The 18,411-nt window shown below is 31.5% G+C and carries 11 protein-coding genes and 1 pseudogene; 6 read left to right on the top strand and 6 right to left on the bottom strand.

The window, feature by feature from the left end; translation table 11 throughout:
- The first annotated feature begins 501 nt into the window (after positions 1 to 501).
- From K5Q11_RS04725 to K5Q11_RS04700, 6 genes are all read left to right on the top strand, one after another.
- The gene (locus K5Q11_RS04725) at positions 502 to 1,683 is read left to right on the top strand and encodes a thiolase family protein (RefSeq protein WP_220751465.1); all 1,182 of its coding nucleotides are present in this window, start codon (positions 502 to 504) and stop codon (positions 1,681 to 1,683) included.
- Between the two features lie 91 nt (positions 1,684 to 1,774).
- Positions 1,775 to 3,865, top strand: a complete 2,091-nt coding sequence (locus K5Q11_RS04720) for an RNA degradosome polyphosphate kinase (RefSeq protein ID WP_285289894.1) — start codon at positions 1,775 to 1,777, stop codon at positions 3,863 to 3,865.
- Between the two features lie 12 nt (positions 3,866 to 3,877).
- On the top strand, positions 3,878 to 4,804 hold the full coding sequence (locus K5Q11_RS04715) for a Ppx/GppA family phosphatase (RefSeq protein WP_220751464.1): 927 nt from the start codon (positions 3,878 to 3,880) through the stop codon (positions 4,802 to 4,804).
- Positions 4,805 to 4,963: 159 nt separating this feature from the next.
- A complete protein-coding gene (locus tag K5Q11_RS04710; protein WP_054658608.1) occupies positions 4,964 to 5,497 on the top strand; it encodes a GNAT family N-acetyltransferase in 534 nt (177 codons plus the stop codon).
- A gap of 20 nt (positions 5,498 to 5,517) precedes the next feature.
- A complete protein-coding gene (locus tag K5Q11_RS04705; RefSeq protein WP_220751462.1) occupies positions 5,518 to 5,706 on the top strand; it encodes a hypothetical protein in 189 nt (62 codons plus the stop codon).
- 101 nt (positions 5,707 to 5,807) lie between these two features.
- Positions 5,808 to 6,563 carry a nucleoside phosphorylase gene (locus K5Q11_RS04700; RefSeq protein WP_220751459.1) on the top strand — a complete coding sequence of 252 codons (756 nt, stop codon included), beginning with the start codon at positions 5,808 to 5,810 and terminating at the stop codon, positions 6,561 to 6,563.
- A gap of 45 nt (positions 6,564 to 6,608) precedes the next feature.
- Here K5Q11_RS04700 and K5Q11_RS04695 read toward each other — a convergent pair whose 3' ends face one another.
- The 6 genes and pseudogenes from K5Q11_RS04695 to addA all read right to left on the bottom strand — a co-directional run bounded on the left by K5Q11_RS04695 (position 6,609) and on the right by addA (position 18,410).
- Positions 6,609 to 7,145 (bottom strand): L,D-transpeptidase, encoded by a 537-nt coding sequence (locus K5Q11_RS04695; protein ID WP_220751468.1) that lies wholly within the window; start codon positions 7,143 to 7,145, stop codon positions 6,609 to 6,611.
- Positions 7,146 to 7,665: 520 nt separating this feature from the next.
- Positions 7,666 to 9,033, bottom strand: a pseudogene (locus K5Q11_RS04690) (aldehyde dehydrogenase family protein); the annotation flags it as partial.
- 77 nt (positions 9,034 to 9,110) lie between these two features.
- Complete coding sequence (locus tag K5Q11_RS04685; RefSeq protein WP_220728956.1) at positions 9,111 to 9,776, bottom strand: CPBP family intramembrane glutamic endopeptidase; 666 nt, start codon at positions 9,774 to 9,776, stop codon at positions 9,111 to 9,113.
- A gap of 241 nt (positions 9,777 to 10,017) precedes the next feature.
- Complete coding sequence (locus tag K5Q11_RS04680; RefSeq protein ID WP_220751456.1) at positions 10,018 to 11,982, bottom strand: DUF1542 domain-containing protein; 1,965 nt, start codon at positions 11,980 to 11,982, stop codon at positions 10,018 to 10,020.
- A 75-nt stretch (positions 11,983 to 12,057) separates the two neighbouring features.
- On the bottom strand, positions 12,058 to 14,583 hold the full coding sequence (locus K5Q11_RS04675) for a DUF1542 domain-containing protein (protein WP_220751454.1): 2,526 nt from the start codon (positions 14,581 to 14,583) through the stop codon (positions 12,058 to 12,060).
- A 122-nt stretch (positions 14,584 to 14,705) separates the two neighbouring features.
- A complete protein-coding gene (addA, locus tag K5Q11_RS04670) occupies positions 14,706 to 18,410 on the bottom strand; it encodes a helicase-exonuclease AddAB subunit AddA (protein WP_220751452.1) in 3,705 nt (1,234 codons plus the stop codon).
- Position 18,411 lies beyond the last annotated feature (1 nt).

Genomic DNA, 18,411 nt, shown 5'->3' with positions numbered 1-18,411 from the left:
GTTCGTCCTGAGCCAGGATCAAACTCTCATCTTAGAGATGAAAAGCTTAACTTAGCTCATCAAATTAATTGTTTTTTTATAAGCGAATTGACTTCGCAATGTTTAATTACTTACTTCCGTAAGTTCCTTACACATCATCGATTATCAAAATCTTGTTCAGTTTTCAAAGATCTAATCTGAATTGGTATATAACCAACTTCTTAATTCTAACAGACTTTTTAAATGTTTGCAAGAACTAATTTATTTTTCTTAATTGCCTATCTGACAACAAAAACTATTATGACATCTTTTCATTTCAATGTCAACAACCAATTTTAATTTTTTTAAAATCTCAAATTGGTATATGTTGTTGCTCTCAAATGACAACGTTTTATATCATATCAATTAAATAACTTTAAGTCAACATTTTTTTAAAAGTTTTTTAAACAAAATTTATAATTAGAAATAAAGTACAATAGAATATATAATTTAGGAACTAAATTACATTTAAGGAAGATTAAAATGAATAAGAAAGTAGTAATTGTTTCAGCTAAAAGAACGCCTATTGGAAAATTAAATGGCTCGCTACAAAAGTTTAGCGCTGTAGATTTAGGAACAATCGTAACTGAATCTGCAATCGAAAAAATTCATCTACCAAAAGAAGAAATTGATCAAGTTATTTTTGGTAACGTTTTACAGGCTGGTAATGGTCAAAACGTTGCTCGACAAATAGAATTAAATGCTGGCGCAAAAATAGAAAGTACTGCTAATACTATTAATCAGGTTTGCGGTTCAGGAATGAAAGCTCTTCACAATGCTAGTATGGAAATTCAATTGGGGAATGCAGATATAGTTATTGCTGGTGGCACCGAAAGTATGTCTAATGCACCCTTTTTAAACAAAAACATTCGTACTGAACATAAATTAGGTGACATTTCACTAATTGATTCCATGCAACATGATGCTTTAATAGATGCCTTTAGTGGCAAACATATGGGAATTACCGCTGAAAATGTAGCAAGTAAATTTAACATTAGTCGAAAAGAACAAGATGAATGGGCTTTTGAATCTAACCAAAGAGCAATTAATGCCGAAGATGCTGGTTGGTTTCAAAATGAAATTCATCCAATTGATATATATAGTAGAAAAAGTAATTTTAAGATGAAAAATGACGAAAGTATTTATAGAAATAGTAGTATTGAAAAGTTAAACAATTTAAAGCCTGCTTTTATAGATAACGGAACTGTAACTGCTGGTAACTCATCCGGCATTAACGATGGGGCTTCGGCTCTAATTCTAATGAGTGAAGAAAAAGCTAATTATTTAGGGATTGAACCATTAGCTACAATTGAAGATTACACTGAAATTGGAATTGATCCTTCAATTATGGGATATGCCCCTTACTACGCAATAAAAAAACTTCTATCTAAAAATAAATCAACTGTAGATGATATTGATTTATTCGAAATAAATGAAGCTTTTGCATCTCAAACTCTCGCTGTTGCCAATAATCTAAATATCTCCAAAGAAAAATTAAACATTGCTGGTGGAGCCATTGCGCTAGGACATCCATTAGGCGATTCGGGTGCTAGAATTGTTGTAACCTTGATTAACAATTTAAAAAGAACTCAAAAACATTCTGGCGTGGCATCCATTTGTATTGGTGGTGGTATGGGAATGGCAATGAAAATATCAGTAAATTAAAAGAGGGATAAATCCATCTTTTAATTTATAGTTATAAAACAATAGTTTATAATTAATAATACTATTAAAGAAAATGGAAGGATGAAAAATATTGGCATTTGAAGACAGTCATTTATTCAATAGTCGAGAACTAAGTTGGATTGACTTTGATGATCGAGTTTTGGATGAAGCATCTGATAAAAGAAACCCTCTACTAGAAAGACTACGTTTTGTAGGTATCTCACAAAATAATTTAGATGAATTCGTAAACATTCGAGTAGCATCATTACATAAGATGATTTCTGTTGGTTACAAGGGATCAGATGCTGCCGGTTTAACTCCTAAAGAACAGCTTAAACAAATATCAATAAAAACCCATAAATTGGTAGAAAAACAATATGATATTTTCAAAAATCATATTGTACCAGCCTTAAATCGACATAAAATCAAAATATTAAAAATAGATGATTTAAGCCAACAACAAAAAAGTTATGTAAACAGCTTCTTTGATCAAAAGTTATACCCTGTATTAACTCCCATGGCAGTTGATGTTTCTAGACCATTTCCGTTCATTACTAATGACACTTTAAATATTGCATTACGTATTTATAAACCAGGTAATGAAAAGAAAAAAGCTATTGCATTTATTCAAGTACCGGATGTTTTTCCCCGAGTAATTAAATTACCATTTGCTGAAAATAGTTTTATCATGCAGGAGGATATAATAAAAAGTAATATTAATAAACTTTTTGTAGGTTCTACTATTCGAGAAATGGCCTGTTTTACAATTACTAGAGACATGGATATGGATGTAGCAGAGTCGGATACTTCTGATTTAATGAAAGAAATTGAACAAGAATTAAAAAAACGTCAACACGGTAAGGCTATGCGTATCGAATTTGAAGCAGACATGTCTTCAACTTTGAAAAAATATATAACTAAAAAAATTAACTTACATGAAGATGATTGTTACGCTATCCATGGACCCGTCGACTTAACTTTTGTTAACCAATTAATAAGCCAAGTTAGTGGACATGCCGATTTAATGTACCCTAAATTCGAACCATACTTACCCAAAGCAGTTAAAAACGGTAACATTTTCAACTTAGTATCAAGAAGCGATTTATTCTTTAATCATCCCTATGATTCTTTTGATATTGTCACTAAATTTATTCAACAAGCTGCAGAAGATGAAAACTCACTTGCAATTAAAATCACTTTGTATCGAGTATCTTCTAAATCGCCGATTATAAAATATTTAAAGAAAGCTGCTGCTAATGGCAAACAAGTAACTGTATTAGTAGAATTAAAAGCTCGTTTTGATGAAGAAAACAATGTGCACTGGGCTCATGAATTGGAAAAAGCCGGTTGTCATGTTATATACGGATTAGTTGGACTTAAAACTCATTGTAAGTTAGCCTTGGTTATTCGAAAAGAAGGTAACAAAATTTCCCGTTACATGCACATGGCAACAGGAAACTATAATGAATCAACTGCTAAACATTACACTGATATGTGTATCTTCACTAAACATCAAGAAATGGGAATGGACGCCACTAACATCTTCAATATGTTATCTGGATTTTCACAACCACCTAAGTTTCATAAGCTAACCATTTCTCCTAATGGAATTCGCAATAAATTAATGGACATGTTGGATAATGAAATTAAGAACGTTAAGGCTGGTCACAAAGGCTTTGTACAAATGAAAATGAATTCATTATCTGATCCTCGCATGATTAAAAAATTATACGAAGCTAGTGCTGCTGGGGTAAAAATTAACCTAATTGTGCGTGGAATTTGCAACTTAAAAGTTGGAATCCCAAATATTTCGGAAAACATATCTGTTCATTCTATTGTGGGACAATTTTTAGAGCATAGTCGAATTTATTGTTTCTATGATAATGGAAACAATCGTGTATTCTTATCTAGTGCCGATTTAATGAATCGTAACCTCAGTCGACGCGTAGAATTATTGTTCCCGATTTTAAATCATAAAATTAAGAATCATATTTTATGGATCTATGAAAAAATGTGGAACGACAATGTTAAAACTAGGTTTATGTTGCCTGACAGTACTTGGCAACATAGCAAGCCTAATAATGAAGAAAATGCCTTAGATTCTCAAAAATATTTATTACAAAATCGTCAAAGGTTAGCTGATGACTTGTTAGACAGTCTAATTAACCCTTTACGAAAATAAGGAGGATAATTTATGAAACATTTAGCTGTAATTGATTTAGGTTCTAATTCAGCTCGTCTTACTGTAACTAGAATTCAAGATAATGGTGCCTATGAAAATGTTGTAGAAAAAAAGGACCCCGTCAGATTATCTGAAAACATGGCTCCTGAAAATATATTAAAACAACCTGCAATCGATAGAACCATTGAATCTCTAAAAGCCTTTCATGATATATATTCACAATATGAAAACGTTGAAGTCAAAGCAGTCGCAACCGCAGCCACACGCATTGCTAAAAATCAAAAAGAATTTATCGACCTAGTTAAAGAAAAAACTGATATTAAGTTAGAAGTTATCTCTGGTGAAAGTGAAGCCAGATACGACTATCTAGGTGTAATGTCTAAGATGCCAGTGGCTAACTGCATTATTATGGATACTGGTGGTGCTAGTACTGAACTTATTTTGGTGCATAATCACATTGCTGAACATTTAATTTCAATCCCTTATGGTGCTGTTAACTTAACCGAAAGCTTTTTAGATGCTGATAAAGTGAGTGCCAGTGAACTATTTTGTTTAACAGCCAAAATGCAAAACATTTTTAACAATATCATTTGGCTAAACAAAGGACGTCATCTACCCATTGTAGCCTTAGGTGGTTCTAATCGTACTTTAGGTAAAATTATTCGTAAAAAAGTATTAAAACAAGCTGAAGTCGATATTCAAAGTCTACGTATGAATTTAGACGAAGCGCAAAACATCTACAATACTTTATTAAATAGTGATTTAAAACAACGCCGCGCAATCCCTGGAGTTTCTAAAGAACGTGCTGATATCATAATTGGTGGTTTAAATCCTATTATTACGCTAATGAACTTAATCGATTCACAAAGCATTATGTTCTCTACAGCTGGCCTAAGAAATGGTATTTTAAGCGAATATTTATCCAACAATAAAAAGTAAAAATTCATTATCTTTGACTAAAATAAACCGATAAGAGTAGAATACGCTTCGGAGTGCTTATTCGCACGCAATTTAATTAATAAGTTATTGAAATTATTGGATTATTTAGGTATACTCTTGTAGTTTTAATAAAAAATATCGATATGAGGAAGTGTTATAATGCCTGCAACATACTTAAGAAAGTCTACTGAAAAGGATTTACCAGATATTTTAGAAGTTATCCACTCAGCGATTGCTTATCTACATGAACAAGGAATCGACCAATGGCAACATGGTTATCCTGCAGATTCAGACTTAGAAAAAGATGTTCAAAATGGAATCAATTACGTATTGATAGTTGATGGTAAAGTCGCTGGAACTGCCACCATTCATCAAGGAATTGATCCTAATTACTTAAAAATTGATGATGGAGAATGGTTAAACGGTGCTGAAAATCACTATGCAGCAATTCATCGTGTTGCGATTTCCAACAAATTCCGTGGCCAACACTTATCTCAAAAACTAGTTAGTGGTTTAGTTACTGTTTCTAGCATTTTAGGATACAAAGATATCCGTATTGATACTCACCCTGAAAACATGGCTATGCAACATGTTATTACAAGTAATGGTTTTGAAAAACGTGGAATTATTCATATGCGTGAAAACAACCATCCTTGGACTGCTAGATACGCATATCAAATGTTAATTGACTAAAATAAATACAGGAAGTTAATATGTTAGCTAATGATTGGTCAGTCCAAATCAAATTAATTATTATGTATGTAATTGGTTTGATATCAATTCTTACTTTATTGATTATGTTTCACATGAAACATATAGCAAGATTTAACAAAAATGTACTTATAATCACGGCAGTTGCTGTAATAATTGCAATTATATTAATTATAGTTGCTACACTCTAAAGACATTCTATTAAGAATGTCTTTTTTATTTGTTATTTAATTGATGTGCCGATTTTAGAAAGCTATAATAGACGATAAAAAAATTTGTAAGGAGTAAGATTATGAAAAAACTACCAATTCTTAACTATGATGATAATAAAAATGCTGTTATTAACCCTTTCAAGAAAAAGAAATTTCATTTTCCCGACAAGTTACTCTTCGCTTTCACAATGACTGAAAAATTTAATAAATTTATTGCCGATAATCAAGCTAAAATCATCGGTGAATATAAACGATCACTAAACCACTTTTATGTTTATCAAATTACCGTAAATGGTGAAGAAATTGGTGTTTGCCAAGGACCTATGGGTGCTCCTGCAGCCACTCAATTCATCGAATTTTTAATTGCTAATGGTTCTAAACAAATTTTAGCAGTTGGTTCATGTGGCGCTTTAAAAGAAATTCCAGAAAATCGTTTCATTATACCTGTTAAAGCTTTAAGAGATGAAGGAACATCTTATCACTACTTACCTGCAGAAAGGTCGATTGATTTAAATCCTGTTTTCGTTAATAAACTTATTGATGCTCTGCAAAAAAATGATATCGAAATTCAAAAAGTTAACACTTGGACTACTGATGCCTTTTTCCGCGAAACTGAAAAGTTAGTTAAAGAATATACTAGTGAAGGCTACGATGTTGTAGAAATGGAATGTGCAGCTTTAACAGCCTGTGCTAAGTTCCGTGGGGTTGACTTTGCACAAATTTTGTTTACGGCTGATACCCTAGCCGACAGTGACAACTGGGACCCTCGTGACTATGGACTTTCTTCACATATTAAAGTATTACAAGTTGGCTTAAGAGCTTTGGCTGATATGTAGCAAAAAAGGAATGTGCTTATATAAATGCACATTCCTTTTTCTTTTTTATTTAATGACAACTCTGGTTCCAAACGGAACTTTTTGGTTCACCCATTTAGCATCAGCAATTGATAATCTGATACAACCATGTGAATTAGCTTTTTTGCCCAATTCTTTTGCTTGTGAAACCACATATTTACCGTTCTTATCTACCGGAACACTATGGAACAAGTAGATGCCGTGATCTTTCCAAGAAGTCCAATAGTTCGCACCTTCTTTAGATGACGCATTATAAAAATGGCCACCACGTTCAGCTTGAATATGATAAGTTCCACGAGGTGTTGAATTATTAGCACCAGTGGAACAGTTCATGGTGTATAAAACTTTATTTTGAGCATTCATTACATAAACTCTCTGATTATTAATAGATACCAATAACCAATTATGTTTTTTAATATTCATATTAGGATAAGGCTTATTTTCAGATGGTTTTCGCCAATCAATCGTTACCGTTTTAGCCTTAACGTTTGATTTAACATTATTATCAGCGCTATTATTACTTCTGGCATTGGCTTTATCTCCACAGGCAGTTAAAGTAAGCATCAATGCAAAGCTTAACACTAGAAGCCCCAATTTTCTTTTCAAAATATATCACCTTTCAAAATTACTCAAATGCATTAATAACAAATAAAACACACGGATAAAACAATAATTACCGCAATTACTATTAGTGTATAACATAGTTTTTCGAACATAAACTTGCCTTCTTTATTTTTAAAAATAATTCACTACTTACGTCTTCTGATGAAAACAGTAATGATACTAACAACTACAAATATTACTATAAATTCTAAAAAATAAAACAATTTAAAAACTCCTTTATGTTTACAACTTATTGATTAGTATTATATATGTTTTAGTACTTTTTTGAAAATTTTATTTGATATTTTTAATAAATTATGGTTAAATAGTACCTGTTGTTAAGTTATGAGCTGTTAGCTCAAGGTAGAGCACTCAATCCTTTGTTGAGAAGATGGTGTTCGGAACATCACAGCTCACTAATATAAAAAAGCATTGATGAATTTGTTATTCATCAATGCTTTTTCTTTTTGTTTTAGTCAGCGTACTTTTCGATTAACTTATCTAAGTTATCGTTCTTTAAATATCCAGCAATAACTTTTCGATTAATTAAATCATAGTCGTTAACATTGTGATCAATAGAGTTAGCACCCCATGTACCAGTACCTAAAGTAAGTGAAGGAGCTAATCCATTAATAGCACCAACACCACCCAATCCACAAGGCGTGTTAACTAAAATACGACATGCTTGCATTTCTTCACCGAACTTAACGGCTACATCACGACTACCAGTTCTAATAGCTGCTGTGTGACCTAGTCCACCATAATTCAATAGTTTGGTAGCAGTTGCAAAAGCTTCAGTTTGACTATTGGCTTTATAAACTGAAACAACTGGTGATAATTTTTCACCAGATAATAAGTAATCATGGCCAATACCATCCAGTTCAGCTGCCAATACCTTAGTATCTTCTGGAACATCAATACCAGCTAATTTGGCAATTTTAGTAGCCTTAGCACCTGCAATTGGACCCTTAACTCCACCAGTTTCTGGATTGAACATTGCTTCAGCTAATGCTGGTTGATCTTCGGCTTTTACAAAGAATACACCGCTACTTTGCAATTTTTGTTTAATTTCATTATAAATATCATTATCAATAATTAGACTATTTTCAGTTGCACAAATCATTCCGTTATCAAATGTCTTAGATGCAACTACGTCCTTAACTGCTGCATCTATGTCAGCAGTTTTTTCAATATACAATGGACCATTACCAGGACCAACTCCTAAAGCTGGTTTACCAGTAGAATAAGCTGCTTTAACCATTGCAGGACCACCAGTAGCTAATGTGCTGGCAATGCCTGGGTTATTAATCAATTGATTAGTAGCTTCAATACTAGGTTCAGTAATCCATTGAATACAATCTTTAGGTGCTCCTGCAGATACAGCAGAATCTCTAACAATTTCAGCAGCCTTTGCAGACGACTTCATAGCTTGAGGATGGAAACTAAAAATAATTGCGTTTCTAGTTTTCATTGAAAGTATTGATTTAAAAATAGTGGTAGAAGTGGGGTTAGTTACTGGCGTAATCCCAGCTAGTACGCCTAAAGGTTCAGCAACTGTAATAGTTTTGTTTTCATTATCTTCATCGATAATGCCTACAGTTTTATGATTCTTAATGCTTGCACCTACTTGTCCAGAAGCGAAGACGTTCTTGATAGCTTTATCATGAGCAACTCCACGACCGGTTTCTGAATATGCTAAGTTACCTAGTTCAACACTGTGTTCTAGCCCAGCTTGAACCATAGCATCAACAATTTTATCAACTTTTTCTTGATCAAAATCTGACATTTCTTTTAAGGCAACGTTAGCTTTTTTAACTAAATTATTAATCATTTCATTAACTTCAGTCATTATAATCCTCCCACTTTTCAATAAAATTTGTTACTATTATAAATTCTATCAAAAATAGGATATCGTGCAAATTATTATTATCGACTAGCGGCAATCAAACCAATTAATGACACTACAAAATTTAAAAATATATGACAAAAAGTGGAAACCACAATATTATATTTATTTTTAACGTAAGCACATGCAAACAACAATCCAATGATTATATATGGAAAAATAACTTGTAAATCTTGAACTGTGTGCATATGAATAAGTCCAAATAAAATCGAAGAAACAATGATTAAAGCCCATACTGGAACATATGATTTAAAATTACCGATTAAAATTCTTCTAAAAATTAATTCTTCATTGATTGGTGCTACAAAAGTTAGCACAATTGACAATGAAAAAGACAACAAAGTTCCTTTATCAGTTACGCTATTAATAAAAGTTTGATTGCTAGCGCTCACACCCGTCATTTTAGCTGAAATCACTTGTGCAATTGCTATAACTATCCAAAGCACAACTGCTAATAAAACATACTTAGCTACATGCTTTTTAAAATCTTTCAAAGAGTCTAAGTACTCATTTTTGTAAAGGCACATTGGACCTACAGCTAACAAGAGTACTTGCATTAACATATACACCACTAAGTAAGTTGAAACACTGGCGTGAAACAAATTAGTTATCAAAGGTGTAACGTACAATAATACAATAAAAATACCTACTGGCAAGGCAGTGAATTTAAAAAACTGCTTATTCATTATAAAATCCCCAATCATAAAATATTTATGTAACAATTTAATTATAATTTTAAAATTACAAACTACGTATTAATTTGCACAATATTTACTAATAAATAATAATTGACCGTTTTTAACTTAGTTATCGATTTCCAAATGATAACTAAATTATCTAGGTAATATTAGCTAAAAGGTGTTTTATGAACTCCACAAGAAAATAAATAAAGGCCCTGCAAATTTGCAGAGTCTTTATTTATTAATACTACATAATTTTTACTAGTAATTTATTTCCTGAAACATATTTGCCATTAGATAATAATATTCTAGTTGTAAGGCCACTACGAACAATTTTTTTAATGTGTAATTTTTGACCATTCTTATAATGACCAACCTTAGAACTTAAATTAGCTTTTCTATAGTAGTTTAAACCATGCTTAGCTTTAATTACCAAAGTCTTGCTAGGAGCCTTGCTATAATACAAACCTCTTATCATATTACCAGTTGATCTAATCCAACCATATTTCTTATAAGAATCACTATTGCTAGTCTTGTAGTCCATATTTTGAACATAGTAAGCGATTGGTTTACCATTTTTACCATACATAACTCTTCTAACAATGAATGAAGGTCTACCTAAATTCAAAGAATCTTTATCGGAATATTTCCAATTAAGTCGATTTTTAAAGTATGGACCATAATATAACTTGATTGATTTATTTGTATATACAGCTACTGGCACTGATTTAAAGATATTGGATTTATTAATTCGACGATTGGTGCAAGCAATTTTAATATTTCCACTACTTTGTGAATTATCTGGTTTGTGATTACTACCATTCGAATTATTGTCGTTATTATCAAAAGTATTGAAATTATAATAATCATAGTTCTGCGATGCATTTAACTTTTTGCTATTGTCATAAATATGATTTAATTCGTTTAAAGCTTGATTGAGAGCTGAATTAATATCATCAGTTTTCATTCCTTTATTAATTTGGTCATTATATTTACTTAATACATCGTTCAATTTAGCTCTAGCTTCTTGTTTTTGGTCTGGAGTTAAATTATCTAAATCATCTAAGCTACCTGATAAGAAAACAAAACTGGCACCTAAACCTTGACCCGCAACAATACGATCATTTTTTAATCCTTCATCATGGTCAGCTTTTAATTTATTAAAGAAATCATTCATATTCTTGGTAGCTAAACTAGCGCTATCGTTGATTTGACCATCTTTAATCGCTGCATCAATTTCATTTTGAGAAGCATTTCCAATATTACTTAAAGTATCTGCTGCAATTTTTCTTTGTTCTGGTGATAAATTAGTAAGTTGACCCACTCTAAGATTAATATCATGCAATTGATTTGATAATTCAACCTTAGCATCATCTTTGCTAGCCTTAAGAGCATCATCATGCGCTTGTTTTTGATCATTTGCATATTGTTTGATATTGTTAATTGCATTTTGTGTTGCTTCATCAGCATCACCGGTAGTTACGGAACTATCAATCATATTATTAGTTTCATCACTAATACTCGAAAGATTATCTAAGAAGGCTTGCTTTTCCGCATCACTAAGATTAGTTAAGTTATTTATCATGTTTTTAGCATCATTAACAGCGCTGTTCACTTTACTTTTATCGTTTTGCTTATCATTAGCTAAATCTCTATCATGACCGGCTTTGACAGTGTTGAAAATGTTATCCATATCAGATATACCCTGGTCATCGTCTGAATTAATGTCATTATCATTGTTATCTTGACTAATTTTATTTTGATAGTCATTGAACTTTTTAGATAACTGATTTATTAAACTACTTCTTTGTCCATCTGAAAGGTTAGTTAATGAATCTATTTCATCATTTAAGCTGTCATATTCATTTTGTAACTTGGCAATGGCGTTATTTTTAGAGTTTTGCAATGTTTTATCATGACTATCTTTGACATCGTTAAACATATTCTGCAAAATTTGTTTTTGACTATCATAAGCAGCATTAACGTTATTTTCATTATCTAAATTATTAATGTTGTCTTGATTATCTAAAACTTGTTTGGCTAATGTAGACTTTATCTTACTTTTATCAGCTGAACTTAAGTTAGTCAATGCATCAACTTGATCTTGAAGATCTTTTAACTGTGAATCTAAAGCTTTATTGACTAATGACTTAGTATGACGTAAGTTTTCTTTTTGAATTTTGTCCTTATTAGCAACGTAGTTTGTAATCATATTTTGGGCGTTTGTACCAATACTATTTGCACTGTTTGTTGTAAGAGCACGGTTAATGGCTAGTATCTTATCATCTTAATCAGCATTAATTCGATCAAACATGGCTTTTTTATCTAAATCACTAAGATTAGTCATGCCATTAACTTTATCAATTTGATTTGAGACTACAGATTTTAATGAAGCAATAGCATTGTTTTTATCTTTTTGCAAATTATCATCATGTGTTTTTTTATTAGATTGATAATCATTTTCCAGTGCTTGAATGCCATCATTTTTAGCCTTGGCGATATCTGAATTATTTGTAGACTGATTAATTTTATCAGTAGCTGTTTCAACATCAGCATTTAAATGCTTAATAATGTCTTGTTTTTGATTATCTGACAAATTGGTTAAATCGTTCAACATCTTCAATAAGTTGTCACGCTTAGCATTTAAATCGCCAGTTGCAGTAGCTATATTAGCAGCAAGTTGTTGATCATGATTATTCTTCAAAGTATTAAACTGATCATCAAGAGACTTAGCATTTTTAGCTAAATTGTCACTAATATCTTTTGATGTTTTTGAATTACTAATCAGTTGCTTAGCAGTGCTGATTTCACTGTCAACTTTATCTTTAGCCGCTTGTTTATCACTATCCGACAAATTAGTTAATCCATCAATCTTAGCTTTAATGGCACTTGCCTGGCTATCTAATTGATTATTTGCTAAATCTTTAGATTTTTGTAAGCCTTGATCATGATTAGACTTTTGTGAATTTGCATAGTCATCCATATCCTTTTTTCCAGCAGCAACAGTTGCATCAACCGCAGAATTACCGTTAGCAGCCTCAACCTTTGCAATAGCTGTATTTAATTTAGCATCAATGGTTGACTTCATAATATTTTTCTCGGCATCTGAAAGATTTGTTAAACCATCAATAATGTTTTTGTCTTGATTAGCATAATTATTAAGTTTATCAATCTGACTATCCTTATATGTTTGTAAATTGGCATCGTGATTAGTCTTAGTATCTTTAAAAATATTGTTCATGTTATCAATGCCATCATTTACTGCTTTATCAATTTGATTACTGTTAGCAGCCTCAGTAACGGATGTGAACGCATCTATTAAAGTATCCTCTAATCTCTTAGTCAATGCAGCCTTTTGATCTTTAGTAAGGTTGCCTAAATTATCTAATTGCTTAACTAAATTATCATGTGTTTGTTGTAATTTGGAATTTTTAGATGTAGCAGTTAACTTTTCATTGTTAAGTCCATTATCGTGATTAGTTTTTATCCCATCAAATAAATCCTGCATATTTTTAGAGTATGTAGTAGCAATCCCTGAGAATTTACTATCGTCACTTTCCTTATCAATTTCGTTAGTACCAACTGATAATTCTTTATTAATTTGATTTTTGTATTCAGCTTTTTTAGTATCACTTAAGTTAGTTAGATTATCTATTTGAGCATTTAATTGAGCAGCTTTATCTGATAATGTTCGTTTGTATAAATCTCGACTAGCTCTAATATTTTCATGTTTACTATTTATTTTTCTAAAAGCATTATCCAAATCATTAGTACCACCAACACCAGCTGAATCTATATCTTTCAAAGTATTAGCATTGTTAACCTGTTCAACAGCTCTATCATGAATAGATTGAAGCTCTTGTTTAGCAGCATTTTTTAAATCATCAGATAAACTCATTTTATCAATCTGACTCTTCTTACTACTTAAATCATCATCTAAAGCTTTGATTCGTTTCTGCTTTTGACCACTCAAATTAGAATCACTATTATTTTTTGCTTGATTTAATAAATCGTCATAACCGGATTTTACATCGTTAAAGCCACTAGTGATGTCATTAATACTAGTGGTACCATTTAATTTACTTTTAGCAGCGCTAATTTTGTTAGCAAATTGTTTCTTTAAATCATTTTTGTCATTATCGCTTAAGTTATTCATGCCATCAATTTTTGCATTAAAATCATCCGACATTTTGTCAAATGATCTAAAAATTGCATTAATCGTAGCTTGAGCAATGCCTGTTAGGGTGGTACTATCTTCAATATCATTTTTACCGTCTTGAACTGCATCATTACCAATAAATGGACTCAGAACGTCTAAAAGGCTTTTAGCAGCAGTTTTAGATGTCATGATAATTGTATTATCCAATGGCTTAGAATAAGCATCACTTTGAATATTTTGCCCATTTACTTTAAATTGGACAACAAAAGTCATTTTTTTACCAACATTAAATGGACTAGATACGAACATTTGGTTTGTTGGATTTGTAAAAGACACTGAAAAAATGGTTCCATCATTGCTCTCATCAATTCCTGAACTCCACCACATGTAACTCGATTGATCAGGTCTCTTTACTCCAATTGCGTAAATAGTTCCCGGAAAGTTACGTGCACCTGGAACGTATAGACTAACTCGATTTGATCCAACAGTTAAACCATCAATTCTTCTTATAGCAAATGTAGAACTACTTGCATCACTATTAGCATTTACCGTATTAGGATCAGCTCTAACAACCTGGGGGGCAACAGCGATTGCTCCGGTTGAGGCTGCTATTATTGATAATAAAGAAGCATACATTTTTATTTTCTTATTCATTTTATTATTCTCCCCCACTAAAATATACAATTATATTTTAAAACTAATATTTAAATAATTAAATTGTTTTGCATGCAAAATAAAAAAGATAACTATGTTGATTCATAGTTATCTTTTTGTATTTAAATTTGTTCTGATTTATCAATATTTAATAAATGTATAAATTTACGACTAACCCGTTTATTTAACATCTGTTCCAAGGCAATAGCATAAAGATTAATTTGACCTCGATATTTATTTAAAATTTGATTGACATTATTGTTTACATAATCAGTTTTATAATCAAACAGTATAACTTCATTTTCTAATTCAATATAACCATCGATAATTCCGTGAATCAATACTTTTTCATCGGCATGTTCATTAAAGCCTTCAAAAATTTGATTAGCATTAATTAATAAGGAAAATGGAACTTCACGATGAAAATCTTTTTTATGTTCAATGGCAAATGTTCCTAGTTTATCATTAAAAAAATTAACAATACTGTGAACGTTAATTTTGTTAGCTACTTCACTCGAAATATTTTTCTGACTAACTAGATCCGTAACTAATTCATTAACACTTTCAAAGTTAACTGGCACATTTAAATTTATTTTTTGTAGAACTAAATGCGTTGCGGTACCGATTTCAGTAGCTTGAGGTTTAACGTTTGATTGTAAAAATTCTGGTTGTTTAAAATCATTTTTTACATATCGATTAGCTTGATTATCATTTTGATTATTAATATATTCACCTAGACGTAAATTATCTGGATCTTCAAACACTCGCTTAATTTCCGAAACTGATTGATAGGCTGTAGTTAAAGTCGCAGTTTTGTTATTGTATTTAAAATCCATAATTCGATCAATATCGCCTATTGAATTTACGTTTTCTTTACTATTTAATTCACTCAACCATCGCTCACTAAGTTCATTTTCTCCAGATAATTTAGCATAATTCGATAAATCACTTTTGCTAACAAACGAAAAATTAAATTTAGTTTTATCATTCTGAAAAATACTAAATTCCGTATCGGTTTCTTTAAAACAACCATGTCTAAAAATGGCCAAACCAATCCAATCTAGATAGCTTTTAGCATCACTACGTAGGGAAGCATCTAAAACTAAATCTGGTTCACTACCAGCTTTACTCCAAGCATCTAGTATTTTCTTACGACTGTTATGCTCTTTCGTCGCTCCCACAACATATAGCTTTTGTTCAGCTCGTGTTAGGGCCACATACAGTTTGCGCATTTCTTCAGCTAAAGTACTACGATTTTCTAGCTTTACAATCATCTGTCTTTGTAATGTATCTTTTTTTACCCGAGTAACCGGATCTAAATAGGTAACTCCAAGTCCTAAATGATCATTCAAGACATATGGTTTCAATGTATCTTGTAGATTAAAGCCATGCGCAACATCTGCTAAAAAGACTACCGGAAACTCCAATCCCTTACTTCCATGAATCGTCATAACAGAAACTACATTATCGTTAGTTTCGGCATTAGCTTCGTCCAAATCATTGTTTTGTGACTGCATTCGTTTAACGAATCTAATAAATTGGAACAAACCTTTAAAATTAGATTGTTCGTAAACTTCAGCCCGGTCATACAATGCATGTAAGTTAGCTTGACGTTGTTTACCACCTGGCATACCACCTACATAATCTAAGAAACCAGTTCGTAAATAAATATCCCAAATGAGATCAACCAGTGGCTGCTGTTGAGCTACATCACGAAAATGGTTTAAATCTTCTAAAAACATTTTAACTTTTTCAAAAACTTGATCTGCAAAATCGGTATGTTGCATAGTGGAATACTTATTATAAAAGTTAAGCACCGCTGAGTAGTAATCTCCGGTTTTACTATTAATACGCAAATAGGCCAGTTGATTTTCATCTAAACCCACGATTGGTGATCGCAAAACTGCAACTAATGGAATGTCTTGATATGGATTATCTATAATACTTAATAATGAAACCATAATTTGAATTTCAGTCGTTTTAAAATAACTTTGGGCCCCGTTAATCTGCACTGGAATGTTATATCGATCAAAGATATCGGACATAATTAAATTATTATTTCGTGTAGCTGACAAAACTGCAATATCTGAATATTTTATAGGACGCATAACTTGAGTTTTACGATCAAAAATTTCTTCCGTACCCACAAGTTGATTTATTTTTTGGGCAATTAACTCAACTTGTCCGTGTGCACTATTACTAACTTCAAATTGATTATTATCAACATTATTGTCCTTTTCAGTTTCATCAAAGCTTTCATATATTAACACATCAACTGTAGACTTTAACTCTTCAGGATAATATTTAGCTCCTGCAACTAATTTAGCAGGCCCAGTGTAGTCAATTTCACCAACTTTATTATCCATAATCTGCTCAAAAATAAGGTTAATAAAGCGATCAATTTCTTTAGTGGAACGGAAATTCTCTGATAGTGTAATTTCAGCATTTGAATTATCAGTTTTTTTGTAATTATGCATGCGTTTAATGAACATACTAGGGTCAGCCAGCCTAAATCGATAGATAGATTGCTTTACGTCCCCTACCATGAACATGTTGCTAGGATTATCCTTCGCAATCGTTCTTAAAATCGCATCCTGCAAATTATTATTATCCTGATACTCATCCACCATAATTTCATCAAATTGATTAATTAAATTATTGCGTACATTCTTAGCAATTTCACTTTGATTGGATAAGATATCTAAAGCATAGTGCTCGATATCAATAAACTCAAAGGCATGCCTTCTCACTTTAGCCATTTGATATTCTTGACTGAATTTTTCAATTACTTGAATTAACTTACTAATTAATTTACGAGATTGCTGCATAATATTTATATTGTCGGCTTCAGTTAATGCGAAATATTCATTGCCCATTTTCTCTAAATCTTTTTTAGTGGCATCACGAATTGTTTTTACTCGCTTATGTGAATCTTTTTCATCGTCCTCATAAGTTTTGTTAACTCTAGGAAATGCAGCAAATTTTATATCATAAAATTGTTTTCTAATTTCATCCCATGCCTTAGTATTCAAAGCTTTTGCAAAATTTTCTAAGTTTAAAATATCATTATTAAGCATCTGTGTTTCTTTAGCTAAACCATTATTTTTAGATATTTTAACTGCACTTTTTAACGTTAGTTCAATTTGTTTTAAATCAGTCTGAATTAGGTTTAATAAGTGCTTTTGATAAAAATCACTTTTAACAATTGAATTGTTGTTAATCTCATATCTTTTGATAGTAGAAGTTAACCAATCATGTGGACTTTTATTAACATTGGCATAATCATAAACCTTAAAAACCAAATTAGTTAAACCATCATCAGAGCGATCATTAGAAAAATTAGCTGTTAATTGCGCAAAGGATTTATCGGCATCATTAGCATAAAAATCTTCTCGTACTTGCTCCCAGACTTGATCTCTAAGCATTGCAATCTCAGTTTGATCTGCCATAACTCTAAATTCTGGGTCTAAATTAATAATGTAATAATAACGTTGTAATATCGTCTGACAAAAGGCATCTAAAGTTGAAATGTTAGCTATCGGCAATTTTCTTAACTGTTTCAATAAGAATAATTTTTCTTGAGCTTTTTTAGAATTTTTTAATTTTTGTCTTAACGCCGTTTGGATTCTCTCACGCATTTCTTTAGCCGCAGCCCGTGTGAACGTAACGATTAAAAGCTCATCGATGCTAACATTTTGATTTATTAATTTATTAATAACTCGGTCTACTAAAACTCTTGTTTTACCTGAACCAGCTGAAGCGGAAACCAAAACATTACCATTATATTGGTTGTAAACAGCTTTTTCTTGTGACTCAGTATATTGCATT

The organism is Apilactobacillus xinyiensis (genome assembly GCF_019656235.1).
Classification (GTDB): Bacteria; Bacillota; Bacilli; order Lactobacillales; family Lactobacillaceae; genus Apilactobacillus; species Apilactobacillus xinyiensis.
The sequence above is the reverse complement of the archived record's forward strand: the minus strand, read 5'-3'. Positions and strand labels throughout refer to the sequence as shown.

Bases quoted from the DNA above. Each gene is read 5' to 3' on its own strand.
- K5Q11_RS04725 (WP_220751465.1), top strand. From the start codon at position 502: ATGAATAAGAAAGTAGTAATTGTTTCAGCTAAAAGAACGCCTATTGGA.
- K5Q11_RS04700 (WP_220751459.1), top strand. From the start codon at position 5,808: ATGAAAAAACTACCAATTCTTAACTATGATGATAATAAAAATGCTGTT.
- addA (WP_220751452.1), bottom strand. From the start codon at position 18,410: ATGCAATATACTGAGTCACAAGAAAAAGCTGTTTACAACCAATATAAT.
- K5Q11_RS04675 (WP_220751454.1), bottom strand. From the start codon at position 14,583: ATGAATAAGAAAATAAAAATGTATGCTTCTTTATTATCAATAATAGCA.
- K5Q11_RS04710 (WP_054658608.1), top strand. From the start codon at position 4,964: ATGCCTGCAACATACTTAAGAAAGTCTACTGAAAAGGATTTACCAGAT.
- K5Q11_RS04680 (WP_220751456.1), bottom strand. From the start codon at position 11,982: ATGATTACAAACTACGTTGCTAATAAGGACAAAATTCAAAAAGAAAAC.
- K5Q11_RS04685 (WP_220728956.1), bottom strand. From the start codon at position 9,776: ATGAATAAGCAGTTTTTTAAATTCACTGCCTTGCCAGTAGGTATTTTT.
- K5Q11_RS04695 (WP_220751468.1), bottom strand. From the start codon at position 7,145: ATGCTTACTTTAACTGCCTGTGGAGATAAAGCCAATGCCAGAAGTAAT.
- K5Q11_RS04715 (WP_220751464.1), top strand. From the start codon at position 3,878: ATGAAACATTTAGCTGTAATTGATTTAGGTTCTAATTCAGCTCGTCTT.
- K5Q11_RS04705 (WP_220751462.1), top strand. From the start codon at position 5,518: ATGTTAGCTAATGATTGGTCAGTCCAAATCAAATTAATTATTATGTAT.